Raw genomic sequence first — 18,351 nt, 5'->3', positions numbered from 1 at the left:
CTCTGGCATATAGCCTGCTGTATGCCAGAGCCAGTATCCATTTGAAGATGATGTATTTCGAGCAAAGATGACCATTGCCAGCCCTAGTATCGCTTATTTCCATCTATGTTTGGTATTAGCAGTCCTGCTATCCCAACCAGCGCCGCAGGCCTTGGCAGCGGATGAGGAGAATGAGCTGGCACAAGCAAGTGAACCCGTTCAACAGTCTACCCAAGCCCCCGACCCGACGCGGAGTCCAAACGCAACCAGCAAAGCTGGTAGCCCAGAAGTGAACACCTTGCCCGAAGTCAGCGTAAAAAGCAGCCGCATCCGCGAGGAGCGCGTCAACCCTACACAATCCATTACCAAGATAACCGCTGAAGATCTGCAACGCATGCAGGCTTCATCGGTATTTGATGCCGTGCGTGGGACACCAGGTGTCAATATCGCCGGTGGACCTCGTCTAAATGGGATGGCCTTCAATATCCGTGGCTATACCGAAACCGATGTGGCCGTCTCTGTTGATGGGGTGATCAAGAATTATGACAAGTATCGCTCCAAGGGCACCTATATCGAGCCTGATCTGCTGAAATCGATAGAGATCAGTCGTGGCCCACAAATCAGCAACAATTCAGGCTTTCTGGGTGGTGCTGTCAAGACAGTGACCAAGGATGCCGAGGATTTCTTACTACTAGGCCAAAGCGTAGGTGGCAGAGTCAAGTTCGGCTATGGAAATAACAACGATGAATACCTTCGTTCATATATTGCCTATGCCCGACCCCATGAACGCATAGACCTGCTCTATAGCTATACCAATCGTCAATCAAATGACATCACGCAAGGCGATGGTGAAAAACTCGCTAACTCCCAGGTTGGTACCGTAGCTGAACTTTATAAATTCACCATTATTCCGGTAGATTCGTTACGTATTTCCACTTCCCTGAGCAAGCTGGTACAAAGCCCGACTGTACAACTTTACGATACCGTCACTGCTTCGCTGTTCACCAGCAGTCCTTATGTATTACGCGCGATTGATGAGGAAACCATCGCCCAGACCATCCACTTTACCCCGGATACTCCCTGGATTAATCTCAAGGCCACGCTGGGCATAGGTCACACAAAGCAAGATGAAACCCTGCCCTTTGGCTGGATAGGCAATTCCAACAACGCTGCTTCTCACTGCATAGGCTATACGGCATATAGCAACAGCACCAATCTTCCGCTCTCGCCCACCATCTCCGCAAACCGTTGCCGTGGTGACAGACTTGATGCCTATAATTTCAAGAACAAGAATTTCGATATTGCCAATACCGCCCGTGTTTATGAAAACAAGGACATCAGAATTTCCTTGCTGACTGGCTTGCAATACTTCAAGCAGGAGCGCGACCTTGAGCGTAGTTATGGCAATCCTGCCTCAAGCTCCGTCTCACAGGAACCCGCGACCGGCAGCCAGGTAACCCGCTCTTTTTATATCCAGCCTGAGTTCCGCTACAAACAACTGACCATTACCCCAGGCTATCGCCGGGACTTTATCGAACTCCAGGCCACAGGCGAAACCAAGGGCATGCTGGCATCTGAAAATCAGGCATCCAAGATCAATATAAGTGAGGAAATCTTTAATCTAGGCCTGGCATTCGACGCAGTTCCCCGTCACTTGACTCTATTTACTAACTACGCGCAGGGTTTCCGTGTGGTGCCTATCAGTGTGTTATGGGCCAATAGTGGTCGTGATGGCTCGCGCAAACTGCAAAGCGCCAGCTCCTGCCCAGCCGATGGCGGATCCTGCGATAGCGTCTACAAAACACAGCGCGTGGAAAATACCGAAGCAGGCCTTAGTTACACTCATCCGAATTTGTTTGGCCAAGCGATTGAATTACATGCCAAAGGCACCTTGTTCCGTAGCCATACCAGTAATCTGATTCAGGAAAGCGGTTTGCAGGACTCCCTGGAAATCCGCAACGGCTTTGAATTCGAAAACAGTCTGTATTACCGTAATTTCTATATGCAGGCCGGTTATTCACGCATAGATGGCAAGATTTACTATTTCAACGCCAAGGTGTCGAACCACCTCTACACCATTCCCGGCGATACATTCAACCTGGTGTTAGGCAGTAAGCTAGGGGAACACTGGGATATCAACTTGAATTACCGCCATGTCTCTGATCGTTACTACTCCGCGGATGTACCTGGCCCGACCTCAGGCGTGGAAGTACAATCCGGCTACGAATTATTCAATGCTGGCTTACGCTGGGCGCCCAGCAAACGTATGAATTTCAGGCTGGTGGGTGAGAACCTGGCCGACAAGTTTTATAACCTGGATGGTGGTTTCGCCGGGCAACTCGGCTTGGCAGCTCCTGGTCGCAATATCAAGTTTTATGCAGAATTTATTTACTAATAGTCCTAATATCTCTTTAAATTAAGCGCTAACAACGAGGAATCAGCATGAACCAGCTCTCGACATCAGAACAGCAATACCAGGCTTTTCACATCGCAAAAAAAGAACAAAAACTACGTAATCGTGAGGCCGCACAAGCGATTGGTATCAGCGAGGGCCAGGCCATTGCCAATGCGATTGGTCACGAAGCGATACGCTTAAATGGCCCGTTCAATGAGATTATTGCGGATGTGCCAAAACTGGGTCGTGTCATGGCGCTGACCCGTAATGAAAGCACCGTGCATGAAAAGCTGGGGACTTACGAGAATATCTCCTACGACCACGTAGGCCTGGTAGTCGGCCCCGATATCGATCTGCGCATTTTTTATTCGCAATGGAAGCATGGCTATGCGGTCAGCGAAGAATCCGAAAAAGGCACGCAACGCAGCCTGCAGTTCTACGACGCCACTGGCACAGCCATTCATAAAATCCATCTGAAAGACTTCAGCAATGTAGAAGGCTGGCATGAGCTGGTAGAAAAATATCGTAGTGATGACCAGACACCGGGCCAGCAAATTGAAGCTGCCAAACCAGCTCCTGCAGTCAAGCCAGATAGCGAAATCGACGCAGCAGGTTTCGCCAGCGCCTGGCTGGCTATGAAGGACACACACGATTTCTTTATGTTGCTGCGAAAATTTGGGGTGGCTCGGACTCAAGGCTTACGACTGGCACCTGAAGGGCATGCGTATAAGGTGCTCAATAATGCCACCAAGCTCATGCTGGAAGCGGCAGCTGCGGATGGCACCAGCATCATGTGTTTTGTCGGCAATCCTGGCAATATTCAGATTCATACTGGGCCGATCAAGAACGTGAAGGAAATGGGACCATGGATCAATGTGCTGGATGAATCATTCAACCTGCATCTACGCACAGACCTGATTGTGGAGTCCTGGGTAGTCAAGAAACCTACAGAAGATGGCACGGTGACTTCACTGGAAGTATTCGACCAACATGGTGAGATCATGGCGCAATTCTTCGGTGAGCGTAAACCTGGCAAAACCGAACTTGAAGCTTGGCGTAACATCGTGGCCCAGCTCCCTGCCCTGGCCTGAAACTGAAGGAGAGTATGGATGAAACGCTGGTATATCGTATTAGCCATTGGCATCTCTTTAATCAGCCCTGCTACAGAGGCGGCTGAGCGACTGCTGACGATAGGCGGTGCCGTCACCGAGATTGTGTATGCGCTAGGCAAAGGCAATGAAATCATTGCCAACGACATTACCAGCGTCTATCCAGAGGCAGCCCTTAAGCTCCCCAAGGTCGGATATATGCGTACGCTTTCAGCTGAAGGGCTGGTTTCGACCAATGCCAGCATCATTATTGCCGAAGCCGGAGCTGGCCCGCGTAACGTGTTGGATCAAGTGCGGAATGCCGGTATCAAAGTGGTACAACTAAGCGATGGTAGCCATACCCCTCAACAGGTTGCTGCTGACATCCGGGCGATAGGTAAGGAACTCAATGCAAGCAATACCGAAAAACTGGCCAGCCAATATGAGTCTTCCTGGAAACAGGCAGAAAGCAAACTAGCCGGGCTGCCAGGTCAGCCACGGGTGCTTTTCGTCATGAATAACTCTGGCCGAGGGGCACAGGTGGCTGGTGATGAAACTGCTGCCAATGCCATCATCAAACTCGCCCATGGCGAAAACGTGATGGCAGGCCAATACAAAGGTTATCGTCCTCTTACCGCCGAAGCCTTAGTGGCAGCAGCACCTGATGTGATTGTCACCACCAAGGAAGGCCTGGAAGCCAGCGGTGGCTTGCAAAATTTCCTCAAAACGCCAGGCATCAGCATGACCCCTGCAGGAAAATCTGGACGCATCATCAGCATGGATACGCAGTATCTACTGGGTTTCAATCCCCGACTGCCTGAAGCAGTGACGGAGTTGGCCCAGGCCATACGCAAGCCATGAGTAGTGTCAGCACCATCCCACTGCCCTTGAAGGCAAGACGCAGCATTCACGCCAGAAGCAAAATACTGCTGCTCCTGGGATTAGTACTCCTACTCATCATTGTGCTGGCTGCAGGTACAGGGGCAGTGCATATTCCTCCCCTGCAGGTGATCAAACTATTAGCAACCCCTCCATTTTCAGCGGGCTGGCAGGATATTCCTCAGGAATATAGACAGCAAGCCATGGTGTTATGGAATATCCGCTTGCCCAGACTGGGATTAGGTGTGCTGACAGGAGTGACGTTGGCAGTATCAGGCGCGGCCATGCAGGCATTGCTGCGCAACCCCCTTGCCGAACCAAGCCTGGTGGGCGTTTCCGGAGGGGCCGCTTTATTTGCTTCTCTTGCCATCGTATTAGGTGGAAGCTGGATGCTAGCGCTGCAAGAAAGCATAGGTGAATTCGCCCTGCCAATTTTTGCCTTTATCGGCAGCCTGCTGGTGACTATATTAATTTTCATCATATCCACCCGCCAGGGCCGCACCTCGATTGCCTTGATGCTGCTGGCGGGTATTGCGATAGGCTCGCTCTGCGGCGCATTGATCGGTCTGATGACCTTCATGGCATCAGACCTGCAAATGCGTTCCCTCAACTTCTGGTCACTAGGTAGCCTCGGTGCAGCCACCTGGCCCATGGTGGGCATGGTCGCCTGTCTGGGCGGCCTTGCAGTGATTGTTCTGTTGAAGCAGGCCAGTGCGCTGAACACCTTAGCATTGGGGGAGGTGCAGGCTAGCCTACTGGGAGTTTCAGTACGCAAGCTGAACCAGATTTGCATTGCCTGTATTGCACTTGCGGTTGGCGCTGTCGTGTCAGTGACTGGCATTATCGGTTTTATCGGTTTGGTAGCGCCGCATCTGGTGAGGCTTGCAGTGGGGCCAGATCAGCGAGTTGTGATGCCAGCTTGCGGCTTGGTCGGGGCTATCCTCGTATTATTATCTGACTTGCTGGCCCGCACGATTGCAGTGCCAACTGAAATTCCGGTCGGTATCATTACTGCCCTGCTTGGCGTCCCCTTCTTCCTGGCACTGCTTTTCCGCATGCGGCGCAAGATAGGGTTATAGGAACTCATCATGCTAGAAGTTATCAATACTGGGTTGGACATAAGCGGGAAAACCCTGCTCACCGATATCAGCTTCACGATTAGCCCAGGCGAGTTTGTTGCCATCTGTGGCCCCAATGGTGCAGGCAAAAGCTCACTGGTGCGCCTGCTATGCGGGGAATTATCTCCCACGCGAGGCCAGGTGCGCTGGGACGGTAAGGCACTCAGTGATTGGAACTTGCTACAGCTTGCTCGTCAGCGAGCCTTGATGCAGCAACGCGGCGAAGTCGGCTTTGACTATACTGCGCTAGAAATCATATTACTGGGCCGTCATCCTCACCATCAAGGTGCTGCCCGCGAAGTGGACAGCCTGATTGCAGAGGCAGCCCTGCTGGAAGTGGATGCGACACACTTGGCTCACCAAATATACTCCACCCTGTCTGGAGGGGAACAAGCACGGGTACAAATGGCACGCGTACTGGCTCAAATTTGGGAAACGACAATAAACCCCAGGCTACTGTTGCTTGATGAACCCACCGCCGCATTGGATCCCCGTCAACAACACCGTATTCTTGGCATCGCAAGAAAATGGGCTAACAAGGGCGATGTCGCCGTGGTCGCAATCGTGCATGACCTCAACCTTGCCGCACAATATGCTGACCGTATTGCACTGCTACGAGATGGCAAGCTGCAAGCGATGGACCGTGTGGAAGCGGTCATGACCCCAGCAGCGGTAGAAGCCTGTTTTGATCTACCCTGTGTGCTGCTCAAACATCCCGATGGCGGCACTCCGATGATAGCCGCCAGACGCAATCATTAAATTTTGAAGGTAACGCATGGCCAATTTAAACGCGGTAGAAATCAAGACATTTATCCCTGCTAAGGATTTTGCCATTTCACAGCAGTTCTATCTGGACATTGGTTTTGAGAAACGTTCAGAAGGCGGTGGCGTGGCTTACTTCTGTTTTCAGCACTGCGCCTTCTTGCTGCAGGATTTTTATGTCCAGCCCTATGCTGACAACTTCATGATGCACCTGTTGGTGGAGGATGTATCTGCCTGGTATGACGCCGTTCAACAATCGGGCATCGCCGAAAAATATGGCAGCAAGATATCAGAGCTGGTAGATCAGCCCTGGCGCATGCGCGACTTCGTGTTTTCAGACCCAAGCGGTGTATTGTGGCGTATAGGCCAGAATATCTGAATCACCTGATGGCTTGATCCTTGCTTTTCTCCTTGATGTATTCCCATGATTGCATGGCATCAACGTAAGGAGTAGGCATGATGAGAACTATATGGTCATTTTGGTGCATGGCTGCACTTTTTATGTGCAATAGCGTGATCGCAGCTGAAATTCAAACTGAGTTAAAAGTTGAGCCAGTATTAAGAAGTTTTAACGCCTGGGATGGCAGATCTTATGCCAAGTATCCGGGCGGAAAACCCGAGTTAAGCGTGATGCGCTTTGTCATTCCTGCCAACACAGCCCTCCCCTGGCACAGCAACCCCGTACCCAATGTGGCCTATATTCTGTCTGGCGAAATTACTGTAGAAAAACAGACCACAGGAGAAACCATGCACCTGAAGCAAGGCCAAGCCCTGCCAGAAATGGTGCATAGTGTGCATCGTGGATATACAGGAAACAGCCCTGCCGAGCTGATTGTGTTCTATGCAGGCGGTGAAGGTATTCCGTTAGTAGAGCAACAATAAAATTGTAGTTTTTATTCCAGCCAGATCAGGCTGGCCATACGGCCAGTCGCCTGATCACGGCGAAATGAGAAAAAACGCTCCGGCTCGCTATAGGTGCACAGACCTCCCCCATAGACGCTAGTCACGCCTACATTGGCAAGACGTTGCCGCCCCAGCCTAAAGATATCAGCCAGCCACTTGCCTTCCAACCTAGGCCTGAAGGCGTCCACTGCCGCCGCGTCTTTGGCAATAAACGCTAGCCTGACTTCATCGCCCACCTCAAACGCCTGCGGGCCAATAGCTGGGCCAAGCCAGGCCAACAGCTCTGCGCCGGGCGTGATCATGGCAGCTACCGTTTCTTCTATCACGCCATCCAGCAAGCTGCGCCAACCAGCATGTACAGCCGCCACCATAGTGCCTGCCTTATCGCAAAGTAGTACAGGCAAGCAATCTGCCGTCATCACGGCACACACAGTATTTCTGCTATTAGCAAAAGTAGCATCAGCATCAGGGACACAACTGGCAGTAGCCGCATCAACTACGTGTATGCCATGCACTTGATTAAGCCATACAGGCTCTGTTGGCACGTAGCGATTGAGCAACTGGCGATTGTTGGCTACGTCCAGCGGGTTATCCCCGACATGCATACCAAGATTCAGGCTGCGGTAGGGAGCCTTGCTGACTCCACCTGCACGCGAGGTCTGGATTGCCCTGACATTGGCAGGAGCAGGCCAATCTGGAATGATCAATCCATGCTCATTCAACATCCTCGTCCTCTTCCAGCCACTCTTCGCCCTCGTCCTCCTCCTCACTCTCGTCATACTCATAGACAAAGACTGGCTCAGCTTCTTCTTGTGGCAGATTTTCCTGGCGCATGGCTTCCAGCAGCATTTTCATATCAGCTGCAAGCTCAACCTGCCACTCCATGGCCTCACCTGTTGCTGGATGGATCAAACCAAGCCGAATGGCATGCAGGGCCTGGCGCTTGAAATTCAGTAGCACATCGCGCAGATTTGCAGACATTTGACGTAAAGGCAGGATGCCACGAATGCCGTACACCGGATCACCCACAATAGGCGCTTTCAGATACTGCATATGCACGCGGATCTGGTGTGTACGCCCAGTTTCCAGCATACATCGCATATAGGTATGCACGCTAAATCGATCCAGCACTTCATATTGGGTCACAGCAGGCTTGCCCATGCGATTGATCGCCATTTTGGTCCGAGCATGGGAATGGCGACCTATGGGCTGGTCAATCCTGCCATTACGCCATACTTGTCCCCAGACAATGGTGCGATACTCACGCTTGACTGTGCGCGCCTGCAACTGACGTACCAAATGAGTCTGCGCAGCGAGGGTCTTGGCAACGACCAATAAGCCGCTGGTATCCTTGTCCAGCCGATGCACGATACCCGCCCGCGGTATATCCTGCAGCTGAGGCGCGTGATAGAGCAAAGCATTAAGTAGCGTGCCTTCCCAGTTCCCTGCAGCTGGATGGACCACCAAGCCAGCAGGCTTGTTGAGCACCAGAATATGCTCATCCTCATATACCACATCAATGGCAATATTCTCGGCTTTGAAAGCCTTGGTCTCTGGTGCAGCCTGAGGAATAATCTCAATCCTCTCCCCACCCCAGACCTTTAACTTTGCCGTAGGCGTTTCATTGGCAATCGTCACCAGGCCATCCTTGATCCAGCCTTGTATACGAGAACGTGAATGCTCGGGCATCAGCTTTTGCAAAGCCTGATCCAGGCGCAGGCCGCCGAGCTCTTGAGTAATTGTGAGAGTAATAGGAGTAGTGGTCTGGCTCATCGGTTATAATCAAAAAATGTCGCTTTGGAACTCCTGGGCGAACAGTTGTCATGAAGCATCAAAAATGAAATCCACAAACCTTACACATGGACTTTGGTAAATGAAGCATAGTTTAGCGTTAATTGCAGTACTCTGGCTCACAGGTTGCGCCATTTTCGGCGCCCCTACAGAACTGGATGAAACCAAGGGTTGGCCAGTACAGCGGATTTACGCCGCGGCTGAAGAAAACATGAACACCCGCGATTACGAGAAAGCCATCAAGTATTTCCAAATTCTTGAGTCACGCTACCCGCACGGGCGTTATGCCACCCAATCCCAGCTTGAAGTGATTTATGCGCACTACAAGAAGAATGATCCTGCATCCACCATGGCTGCAGCAGACCGCTTCATCAAGCTGCATCCCAACCATCCCAATGTCGATTACGCTTACTACATGAAGGGCCTAGCCACCTTCAATGAACGCGGCATCGTAGAGAAACTGACCAAACAGCAGATCAGTGACCGCGATCCAAAATCGTTGCGTGAATCCTTCCTATCTCTCAAGGAACTGGTCAACCGCTACCCCAATAGCCGTTACCTCAAGGATGCCACCTTGCGTATGTCCTACTTGGTCAATGCCCTGGCAGATCATGAATTACATGTCGCGCGCTATTACATGAAACGCCAAGCTTACGTCGCTGCAGCCAATCGCTGCAAATATGTACTGGAATTCTACCCAGACAGCCCACACATCGAAGAAGCCCTGGTGATCCTGATCAGTGCATATGATCTGATGAGTATGAATGACCTACGCGACGACACACGACGTGTTCTTGCCCAAAATTACCCTAATAGCCCCATGCTTGGCAAGAATGTGCCTACAGATGAAAGAGTGTGGTGGAAGTTCTGGGAAAGTCTGTATTAAGAACTGGAGAGCGGCCAAGCCGCTCTTAATCTTTTGATGATGACTGCGCATACAAGCAGGCACAATAAGCCGGTATCCGGGATTACTTCTTTGGTGCCGGCTTTCTGTTTTTGGCCGGCAGATTACGCGCACTCGCCACCACGCCCGACTTTTTCTTTCCCTTGCCGGTTTCTTCGTTCTTGCGTGCATTCAATACTGCGCGCTCAGCAGTCTTGCGGCGCCGCATACTGACAATGCCCTCGCCTTGCTTACGTGCGTCAGGCTCGGCGAACGGATTAGCACCCTGATTAAACTGCACGCGTAACGGTGTGCCCGTAAGCTGGAATACTTTGCGGAATACACCTTCCAGGAAACGCTTGTAGCTGTCTTTGATTCCTTGCACATGATTACCATGAATCACCACGATAGGGGGATTGCTGCCGCCCTGGTGTGCATAACGCAGCTTGGGCCGTATTCCCTTGGTGATAGGCGGTTGATGCTGCATGGTGGCATCTTCCAGTACACGGGTAAGTTGTGGTGTAGAGAGCTTGGCCATCGCGGCCTTGTAAGCATCATCAACCGAGCCAAACAATTCGCCCAGGCCTTTTTTACGCAAAGCTGAAATATAATGGAACTGAGCAAAATCAAGGAATTGTAATTTTCGATCAATCTCGCGCTTGACCCACTCGCGTTTATCTTCTTCCAAACCATCCCATTTATTGACAGCCACAACCAAGGCCCGGCCACACTCAAGAATGTAGGCAGAAACGTGGGCATCCTGTTCAGTAATGCCTTCCTGGGCATCAACCACCAGAATGGCAACATTCGCCTCTTCAATCGCCTGCATGGTCTTGATCACGGAAAATTTCTCAACCGCTTCAAACACCTTGCCGCGCTTGCGCACACCGGCGGTATCAATAATGGTGTAATTCTTGCCGTTACGTTCCAAATCCAGGTAGATAGAATCGCGGGTAGTACCTGGCTCATCAAACGCAATCACACGCTCTTCACCAAGCAAGGCATTCACCAGTGTAGATTTCCCTACATTGGGACGACCAACAATGGCTACCTTGGGGATCCTGCCGTGAGCCTCAGTCTCTTCTTCATCAGGCTCAGGAAAATCCTCAAGCGCCAGCTCGACCAGGTCACGCACCCCTTCACCATGGGCTGATGAAATGGACAGTGGATCACCGAGGCCTAACTCATGGAATTCAGCACTGACAATTGCCCGCTGCATGCCTTCAGTTTTATTGACTGCCAGCAACACTGGTCTCTGGCTCTTGCGCAAACGGTCTGCAATTACCTTGTCCTGTGGGGCCAATCCATTGCGACCATCCACCATGAAAATGATGACATCAGCCTCATCAATCGCGAGCAAGGTCTGACGTGCCATTTCCTTCAAAATGCCGCTATCCACCAATGGTTCGAAACCACCAGTATCGACTACCAGATAAGGTTTGCTGCCGACCACGCCGCGGCCATAATGGCGATCGCGTGTCAGGCCGGGCAAGTCCGCGACCAAGGCATCACGTGTCTTGGTCAGGCGGTTGAATAATGTGGATTTCCCGACATTGGGTCGGCCCACGAGTACGATGGTTGGCAGCATGAAATTACTTTATAGATACGGCAAATAAGCCGCCCTTACGAGTTTGAACCAAGAAACCATTGGTTCCCAACGCAACGGGTTGTGCCATGATTGGGCTTTCCTCCGTACGGATGCGACCAACAAATGAGCCATCATCACGTTCCATGAAATGGATATAACCTTCAACGTCACCTACTGCAACCACACCACCCATTGGCAGTGGTGCACTCAACAGGCGATTCTTCAGATCTGCCTGACGCCAGAATGTACGGCCACTAGAATAGTCGAGCGCAAACACGGCACCTGTCGCATGTGAGACATAGACACGTGCATCTTCAGCCCCAATACCTGTATAACTTGAAATATCACGATTCCAGCTCACGCGGCCAGTAGTGCGCTCCACTGCCGCGACACGCCCTTGATAGGCGGCAGCGTATACCAGTGATCCATCCACCACCGGCAGGCTGGTGATATCGGCAATACGTTCAATTTCGGTAGTCCCTTTGGGCTGTGCAACGGATGCCTCCCAAACAATCTTGCCATCATCGGCACGCAAGGCAACCAATTTACCACCAGCAAAGCCTGCATAGACCGCACCATCGCTAATAACGACACCAGCACTGCTGCGCAGGCTCAGCGTCGGTGTTGCACGCTCATAGACCCATTTACGTGCGCCATCCTTGGCATTCAGGCCAAAAATCCGGCTATCGCCACAACGCACAACCACCACCCCATTGTCCACCTGGGGAGCGCTCAGCACTTCGCTACTCACCTTGGACTTCCACAATAACTTACCTGCCTGATCATAAGCCAGGACATAGCCTTTAGGCGTCCCCACCAATACCAGGTTGTTGCCCAAGCCAACACCACCAGAGAGCTTTTCACCGACATTAATACGCCAAACCTGTTTGCCTTTCATGGCATCCACTTTGGTAATCTCGCCCGTTCCGCTGGCTGCGTAAACAAAGCCCTCTTCGGTAGCTGGTGTGAAGTCAGCATCGCCAGCTTCCCCAACACGCGCAGACCAAACAATCTTGGGTTGCAGCGTTGCCTTGAAATCAACCAACTCCGCAGGCGGATCAGTAGCATCACGCCCAAACATGCGCTCTGAAATATCGGTTTTTAAATCAGTAAGTGAGGTACATCCACCGACAAGAAATGCGGAAGCGACCAACAATGAGATTAAACGCAACTTAGCTCCCCAGCGCTTCAAGCTTGTGTTCTGTGTACTTGTAGTAATCACCGCTCATATCCAGCTTTGCCAATGCATCCTTGTAAGCAGTCTTGGCATCATCTGGCTTGCCTTGAGCGACCAGCACATCACCCTTGAGATCAGCAAACAGGCCGTCAAAGCCTTCATCATGTTTTTCACCCAAGGTTTTCAAGGCCTCATCGTAAGCTTTTTCCTCAAACTGGATAGCGGCCAATTGCAGCAAGGCAACCGCACGCACGGCATCTTCCTTGGCATTTTTCGCTGCCCAATCGAGCTGTGCCTTGGCACTTGCCAAATCTTTTTCCTGATAATTGACTTTGGCCACCGCCACCGCAGCGCGACCAGCATAAGGAGTAGAGGAGTATTTATCCATCAACTCTGATGAAAGCGCTTTAATCGTCTTCACATCTTTGATGTCAGTACGTGCCATGGTCTGATATTGCGCAGAGGCAGCAGCAGACTGTTGGTGCTGGTAGTATTGCCAGCCTTCATAGCCGCCAAAACCAACCACAGCAATACCAGCGAGCGCGACGACCACATTGCCATTGCGTTTCCACCAGGTTTTGAATGCGTCTAACTGTTCCTGCTCTTCCAAATCGTATGCCATGCCATTTCCTAAAAATTACGCCGCAAGAGACTTGCGGCCCGGTATAGAATTCAATAAGTTACGTGTATAGTCTTGATTCGGCGCTGCATATACCTCAGCAACCTTCCCCTGCTCGACTATCCTGCCTTTATGCATCACCGCAATATCATCTGCTATATGCCTCACCACCCTTAAATCATGACTGATGAAGATATAACTAAGCGCCATTTCCTGCTGCAGACTTTTCAGCAATAATAAAATCTGCGCCTGTATCGATACATCCAGTGCAGACACTGGTTCATCGCATACTACCACCTTGGGTTCGAGCACTAATGCCCTTGCAATCCCGATCCGCTGTCGCTGACCACCAGAAAATTCGTGAGGATACTTATTCAGGTCACCGGCACTCAGGCCGACGCGTTCCAGTATCCTACTCACTTTTTCCAGCTGTTCCCTGGGATTGCCAATTTCATGAATCAGCAATCCTTCCCCTACAATATCGCGCACTTTCATACGGGGATTAAGGGAGGCAAAGGGATCCTGGAATATCATCTGCAAATGCCGACGTTCCTGGCGCAAAGCATGGCCTGAAAGACTGGCCAGATTATTGCCTTGGAACATGACCTCGCCACTATCCAAGGGCTGCAATTGTAACAGACAACGCGCCAAAGTGGATTTACCGCTACCGGACTCGCCAACCACTGCGAGCGTGGACCCAGCGCGTAGTGCAATGCTTACATCATCCAGTGCTTTGACTTTATTGGTGCCAAAACCAAACCGGCCGCTACGCTGGCTATAGGTTTTATTGAGTCCACGCGCAAGTAATATATGCTTATCAGGTGCCATGCTCATGCTGCTACTCCTGTTTTCAGCCAGGCATAATCAATCGGCTTTAAGGGCTTAAGACCTTCGGCATCAGGTACACAATCTAGGAGCGCTTTGGTATAAGGATGCTGGGGATGACTTAGCACCTGGTTCACAGGGCCGGATTCCACCACCTCGCCCCGAAACATCACCACTACGTTATCCGCAATATCTGCCACCACGCCAAAATCATGCGTAATGAACAACATGCCCATCTGCATGCGGCTCTTGAGCTCATCCAATAATTTGAGAATTTGCGCCTGAACCGTCACGTCCAATGCAGTGGTCGGCTCGTCAGCGATCAGCATGGCGGGCTCACAGGCAATGCTCATGGCTATCATGACGCGCTGACGCTGGCCACCGGATAACTCATCGGGATAACTATTCGCCCGCTCAGGCGGTATGCCGACTTGCTGCAGCAGGCTGGCCACCTTCGCCTTGAGCACAGCCCCCTTTAAGCCAAGGTGTTCAGTGAGGCTCTCGCCTATCTGATATCCCACCGTCAGCACCGGGTTAAGTGAGGTCATGGGCTCCTGGAAGATCATGCCAATCTGCTTGCCGCGTATCTTGCGTAGCTGCTGGTTATTCCAGCCAGCAATATCCTTGCCTTGAAAGATGATACTTCCGCTCTGTCGTTGCAACTGATCTGAGAGCAGGCCCATGACCGCCAACGCGGTCAGGCTTTTACCGCTACCGGACTCGCCAACAATACAAGTGGTTTTACCCGACTCCAGCGCAAACGAAACATGCTTGACCAGCAACTGCTCAGGCGCAGATACGGGAGCGATGGTTAAATTCTCGATGCGCAATAATTCGGTCATATTTGTAGGGTCTGGATGGCCTCGGAAAGAGACATTCTGCGTTGCTCGCCACTTTCACGCAATGGTTTGAGGGAAACCTCGTCAGCCGCGACCTCATCCTCCCCCAGGATCAACGCATAAGCTGCGCCACTTTGATCCGCTTTTTTCATTTGCGACTTAAAGCTACCGCCACCGGCATGCAGACTGACAGCCAGCCCCGCATGACGCAATGCCTCGGCAATACGCAGCGCTTGTGCCTGCGCAGCTTCACCAACATTGAGCAGATACACATCAGGCGCATGGGTCGCTGTGATGCCACACTCCTGCATCAACAGGAACACGCGCTCCAGGCCGATGCCAAAGCCACAGGCCACGGTTTCCTTTCCACCCAGCCGCTGCACAAGCGTGTCATAACGCCCACCGCCAGCAATGGTGCCCTGGCTGCCAAGCTTATTGGTTACCCATTCGAACACGGTGCGATTGTAATAATCCAGCCCACGCACCAAACGTGTATTGAGCTTCCAGGAAACGCCGACATCATCGAGCAGGCGACAAAGACCATCATAATGCGCACGGCTCTCCACCCCAAGAATATCAACCAGCTTGGGGGCTGATTCTATTACAGCCTGCATGCGTGGGTTCTTGCTATCCAGGATACGCAAAGGATTGGCATGTAGGCGGCGCTTGGCATCCTCATCCAGCACATCGGCATGCTGCTCAAAATAAGCAATCAATACCTGGCGATATTCAGCCCGCTCGTGAGCATCCCCTATGCTGTTGATTTGCAGCTCGACCTCATCTGCCACGCCCAACTCTTTCCACAGCCGTGACAGCATCGCAATCTGCTCTGCATCAACATCCGGCCCTGCATACCCAAAGGCTTCAGCGCCTATCTGGTGAAACTGGCGCTGGCGCCCCTTCTGCACGTTTTCATGACGGAACATTGGACCCATGTACCACAAGCGCTGCGGTCCATTGTAGGTCAGGCTATGCTCGATCACCGCACGCACGCAACCGGCTGTACCTTCAGGACGCAACGTCAGGCGATCACCGTTCAGCTTGTCTTCCCAGGAATACATTTCCTTTTCAACAATATCGGTATGCTCTCCCACACCACGAATAAACAAATCCGTAGGTTCAACAATAGGCAGACGGATATTGCGATACCCATACTGGGCCAACACGCGCCTAGCGGTATCTTCCAGCTTTTGCCACAGTGCAGTGTGCTCAGGCAGGATGTCGTAAAAACCCTTGATACTTTGAAACTTGTCAGACATAGATTTGGCTTGAATACTCTTGTTTAATCAGATCGCTTTAAGCGGGATGGTTTTCTGGATTTTGGGTGGATCAGACTGGCGCAGGCGACCGCCTTCAGCATAATTGAGACGCACATAGTCCTCGACAATCACCTTGAAGTCTTCGGCAATGTCTTCACCCTTGAGTGTCACTGTCTTCTCGCCGTCGACAAACACTGGCGCAACCGGGACTTCACCAGTCCCTGGCAAACTAATGCCAATATTCGCCAGTTTGGATTCCCCCGGACCATTGACCACGCAACCCATGACCGCCACGCTCATATTTTCCACACCGGGATACTGGTTACGCCACACTGGCATCTGGTCACGCAGATAATGCTGAATCTTCTGCGCCAGTTCCTGGAAAAACGTGGAAGTGGTGCGTCCACAACCGGGGCAGGCAGTGACGAGTGGTGTGAAAGAGCGGATACCCATTGTCTGCAGGATCTCCTGTGCCACGATCACTTCTTTAGTGCGTGATTCACCTGGTTCGGGAGTAAGTGATACACGTATGGTATCGCCTATGCCCTCCTGCATCAGCACGGATAACGCGGCCGTAGAGGCCACAATCCCTTTGGAACCCATGCCAGCCTCGGTCAATCCCAAATGCAATGGATAATCACAACGACCACCCAAATCGCGATAGACCTTGATCAAATCCTGTACCGAGCTGACCTTGCAGGAAATAATGATGCGCTCGCTGGGCAGGCCTATATCCTCGGCTTCTGCGGCATTCTCCAGTGCTGACTGAATCAGCATTTCACGCATCAGTGCTTCTGAAGTCAAAGGAGCAGCACGCTTGGAGTTTTCATCCATCATGCGTGCCATCTTGGCTTGATCCAGACTGCCCCAGTTGACACCGATACGTACCGGTTTGTTGTAATCAATCGCAGCGCGAATCATCGCAGAAAACTGCTCATCCCGTTTACTGCCTTTTCCTACATTACCGGGATTAATACGATACTTGGCAAGCGCTTCTGCACAATCCGGATACTGCGCCAGCAAGCGATGTCCATTAAAGTGAAAATCACCAACCAACGGCGCATTGCAGCCCATGTCATCCAGCTGGCGGCGAATATTGGCCACCTGTGCGGCTGACTCTGGAGAATTAACGGTAATGCGCACCACCTCAGACCCGGCACGCCACAATTCATACACCTGTTTGACTGTGGCTGCGGCATCCGCCGTGTCTGTATTGGTCATGGACTGCACCACAACCGGCGCACTGCTGCCAACAGGAACATGTCCGATCATGACCGTCTTGGTCTGACGGCGGCTAAGATTCGTTTGATAATCCAAAGACTACTCCAGCGTCAGGCGCGCTACATTGACTTTTGTGTAAGCAGCCAGATCAATACGGCTACTGTTATATTCCAGCGCGGTACCGCCAGCATTGCCTACAATAATCCGGAAAGGTGGGCGACCATCGATCACCTCTTCACTATTCGCCGCCAGGGTTTTATTGAGTATCTGCTTGCCACTGGCATCTGCAACACTCACCCAGGAAGCTTCATGCAAGACGAATTTTAACCTGGCATTTCCTGTAGCTGGAGTTGCAGCGACTGGAACAGGATTTGTAATGGCTGCAGCTGGCGCCACTTCAACGGCGGCAGGCGGAATACTCTCGGCAGGAACTACTGCCTGGCTGGCCTCTGCTGGCATTTCAGCCAGCTGTGCCGTTGTTGCTGGAGCCACTGACGTAGCAGGCAAAACAGGCTCTGGGGTAAGCGCCTGCTCTGGTGATGGCTCAGAACTTGATGACGCAAGCACAGGAGCGTGATCGGCACTGCTGCTATGTTTGGGAAAATAATCGACATAGATAATCCAGGCACACAACAACAGCACCAGGAGCCCACCAAACCAGACATAGGCCTTCCATGTGCTATGGGCGGCCCCGGCAATCACGATATTGACAGAAGGGATACTAATCGCCTGATGATCCTGCACAGGAACATACTGGCTATACACATGCAACAGTGGCGTGGCATCAATACCAACCAGGCGCGCATAATTACGAATAAATCCCCGCGTGATCACAGCCTCGGGCATAACAGCGAAATCATCGCTTTCCAATGCCTGGATCTGCCGCAGGCTGAACCGCAGTCGATTCGACACATCGTCCATGCTCAAGCCCAGACGTTCCCGCCCGGCAATCAGTTCAGGACCAATTCTTGTTATGTAGCTCACCGTTTCTACCGGCTGCAGATCAGGATGCTGCTCACTCATTA

General features: G+C 51.8%; 18 protein-coding genes. 8 read left to right on the top strand and 10 right to left on the bottom strand.

The features are described from left to right. The first annotated feature begins 67 nt into the window (after positions 1-67). From LG201_RS02985 to LG201_RS02955, 7 genes are all read left to right on the top strand, one after another. Positions 68-2,374 carry a TonB-dependent receptor domain-containing protein gene (locus tag LG201_RS02985; RefSeq protein ID WP_226770690.1) on the top strand — a complete coding sequence of 769 codons (2,307 nt, stop codon included), beginning with the start codon at positions 68-70 and terminating at the stop codon, positions 2,372-2,374. Between the two features lie 47 nt (positions 2,375-2,421). Then, the gene (locus tag LG201_RS02980) at positions 2,422-3,465 is read left to right on the top strand and encodes a hemin-degrading factor (RefSeq protein WP_226770689.1); all 1,044 of its coding nucleotides are present in this window, start codon (positions 2,422-2,424) and stop codon (positions 3,463-3,465) included. An 18-nt stretch (positions 3,466-3,483) separates the two neighbouring features. Further along, complete coding sequence (locus LG201_RS02975; protein WP_226770688.1) at positions 3,484-4,323, top strand: heme/hemin ABC transporter substrate-binding protein; 840 nt, start codon at positions 3,484-3,486, stop codon at positions 4,321-4,323. Further along, on the top strand, positions 4,320-5,420 hold the full coding sequence (locus tag LG201_RS02970; protein ID WP_226770687.1) for a FecCD family ABC transporter permease: 1,101 nt from the start codon (positions 4,320-4,322) through the stop codon (positions 5,418-5,420). The genes LG201_RS02975 and LG201_RS02970 overlap by 4 nt, the downstream gene beginning before the upstream one ends. 6 nt (positions 5,421-5,426) lie before the next feature. Continuing rightward, entirely contained in the window at positions 5,427-6,218 is a 792-nt protein-coding gene (locus LG201_RS02965) for a heme ABC transporter ATP-binding protein (RefSeq protein ID WP_449811357.1), read from the top strand. Positions 6,219-6,234: 16 nt separating this feature from the next. Next, the gene (locus LG201_RS02960) at positions 6,235-6,600 is read left to right on the top strand and encodes a VOC family protein (protein ID WP_226770685.1); all 366 of its coding nucleotides are present in this window, start codon (positions 6,235-6,237) and stop codon (positions 6,598-6,600) included. A 107-nt stretch (positions 6,601-6,707) separates the two neighbouring features. Then, a complete protein-coding gene (locus tag LG201_RS02955; RefSeq protein WP_226770684.1) occupies positions 6,708-7,103 on the top strand; it encodes a cupin domain-containing protein in 396 nt (131 codons plus the stop codon). 11 nt (positions 7,104-7,114) lie between these two features. Here the strand turns inward: LG201_RS02955 and pgeF are convergent, their stop codons facing one another. Continuing rightward, positions 7,115-7,849 carry a peptidoglycan editing factor PgeF gene (gene pgeF / locus LG201_RS02950; RefSeq protein ID WP_226770683.1) on the bottom strand — a complete coding sequence of 245 codons (735 nt, stop codon included), beginning with the start codon at positions 7,847-7,849 and terminating at the stop codon, positions 7,115-7,117. After that, positions 7,839-8,897: a 23S rRNA pseudouridine(1911/1915/1917) synthase RluD gene (rluD, locus tag LG201_RS02945; protein ID WP_226770682.1), complete on the bottom strand. Its 1,059-nt coding sequence runs from the start codon at positions 8,895-8,897 to the stop codon at positions 7,839-7,841. The genes pgeF and rluD overlap by 11 nt, the downstream gene beginning before the upstream one ends. Before the next feature lie 100 nt (positions 8,898-8,997). Here rluD and LG201_RS02940 point away from each other — a divergent pair, with 100 nt between their 5' ends. Further along, positions 8,998-9,801 (top strand): outer membrane protein assembly factor BamD, encoded by an 804-nt coding sequence (locus tag LG201_RS02940; RefSeq protein WP_226770681.1) that lies wholly within the window; start codon positions 8,998-9,000, stop codon positions 9,799-9,801. 82 nt (positions 9,802-9,883) lie between these two features. Here the strand turns inward: LG201_RS02940 and der are convergent, their stop codons facing one another. Genes der through LG201_RS02900 form a run of 8 tightly spaced genes read right to left on the bottom strand, consistent with a single transcriptional unit; the run spans position 9,884 to position 18,349 of the window. After that, positions 9,884-11,386, bottom strand: a complete 1,503-nt coding sequence (gene der, locus LG201_RS02935; protein ID WP_226770680.1) for a ribosome biogenesis GTPase Der — start codon at positions 11,384-11,386, stop codon at positions 9,884-9,886. A 4-nt stretch (positions 11,387-11,390) separates the two neighbouring features. After that, entirely contained in the window at positions 11,391-12,557 is a 1,167-nt protein-coding gene (gene bamB, locus LG201_RS02930) for an outer membrane protein assembly factor BamB (protein WP_226770679.1), read from the bottom strand. 1 nt (position 12,558) lies between these two features. Continuing rightward, a complete protein-coding gene (locus tag LG201_RS02925; RefSeq protein WP_226770678.1) occupies positions 12,559-13,185 on the bottom strand; it encodes a YfgM family protein in 627 nt (208 codons plus the stop codon). A gap of 15 nt (positions 13,186-13,200) precedes the next feature. Next, entirely contained in the window at positions 13,201-14,016 is an 816-nt protein-coding gene (locus tag LG201_RS02920; protein WP_226770677.1) for an ATP-binding cassette domain-containing protein, read from the bottom strand. Then, on the bottom strand, positions 14,013-14,849 hold the full coding sequence (locus LG201_RS02915) for an ATP-binding cassette domain-containing protein (RefSeq protein ID WP_226770676.1): 837 nt from the start codon (positions 14,847-14,849) through the stop codon (positions 14,013-14,015). The genes LG201_RS02920 and LG201_RS02915 overlap by 4 nt, the downstream gene beginning before the upstream one ends. Then, on the bottom strand, positions 14,846-16,105 hold the full coding sequence (hisS, locus tag LG201_RS02910; RefSeq protein ID WP_226770675.1) for a histidine--tRNA ligase: 1,260 nt from the start codon (positions 16,103-16,105) through the stop codon (positions 14,846-14,848). The genes LG201_RS02915 and hisS overlap by 4 nt, the downstream gene beginning before the upstream one ends. Positions 16,106-16,132: 27 nt before the next feature. Then, the gene (ispG, locus tag LG201_RS02905; RefSeq protein ID WP_226770674.1) at positions 16,133-17,422 is read right to left on the bottom strand and encodes a flavodoxin-dependent (E)-4-hydroxy-3-methylbut-2-enyl-diphosphate synthase; all 1,290 of its coding nucleotides are present in this window, start codon (positions 17,420-17,422) and stop codon (positions 16,133-16,135) included. A 3-nt stretch (positions 17,423-17,425) separates the two neighbouring features. Further along, on the bottom strand, positions 17,426-18,349 hold the full coding sequence (locus LG201_RS02900; protein ID WP_226770673.1) for a helix-turn-helix domain-containing protein: 924 nt from the start codon (positions 18,347-18,349) through the stop codon (positions 17,426-17,428). Between the last annotated feature and the right edge of the window lie 2 nt (positions 18,350-18,351).

Origin of the sequence: Methylobacillus gramineus, from assembly GCF_020532675.1 — a bacterium.
GTDB lineage: Bacteria > Pseudomonadota > Gammaproteobacteria > Burkholderiales > Methylophilaceae > Methylobacillus > Methylobacillus gramineus.
The sequence above is the reverse complement of the archived record's forward strand: the minus strand, read 5'-3'. Positions and strand labels throughout refer to the sequence as shown.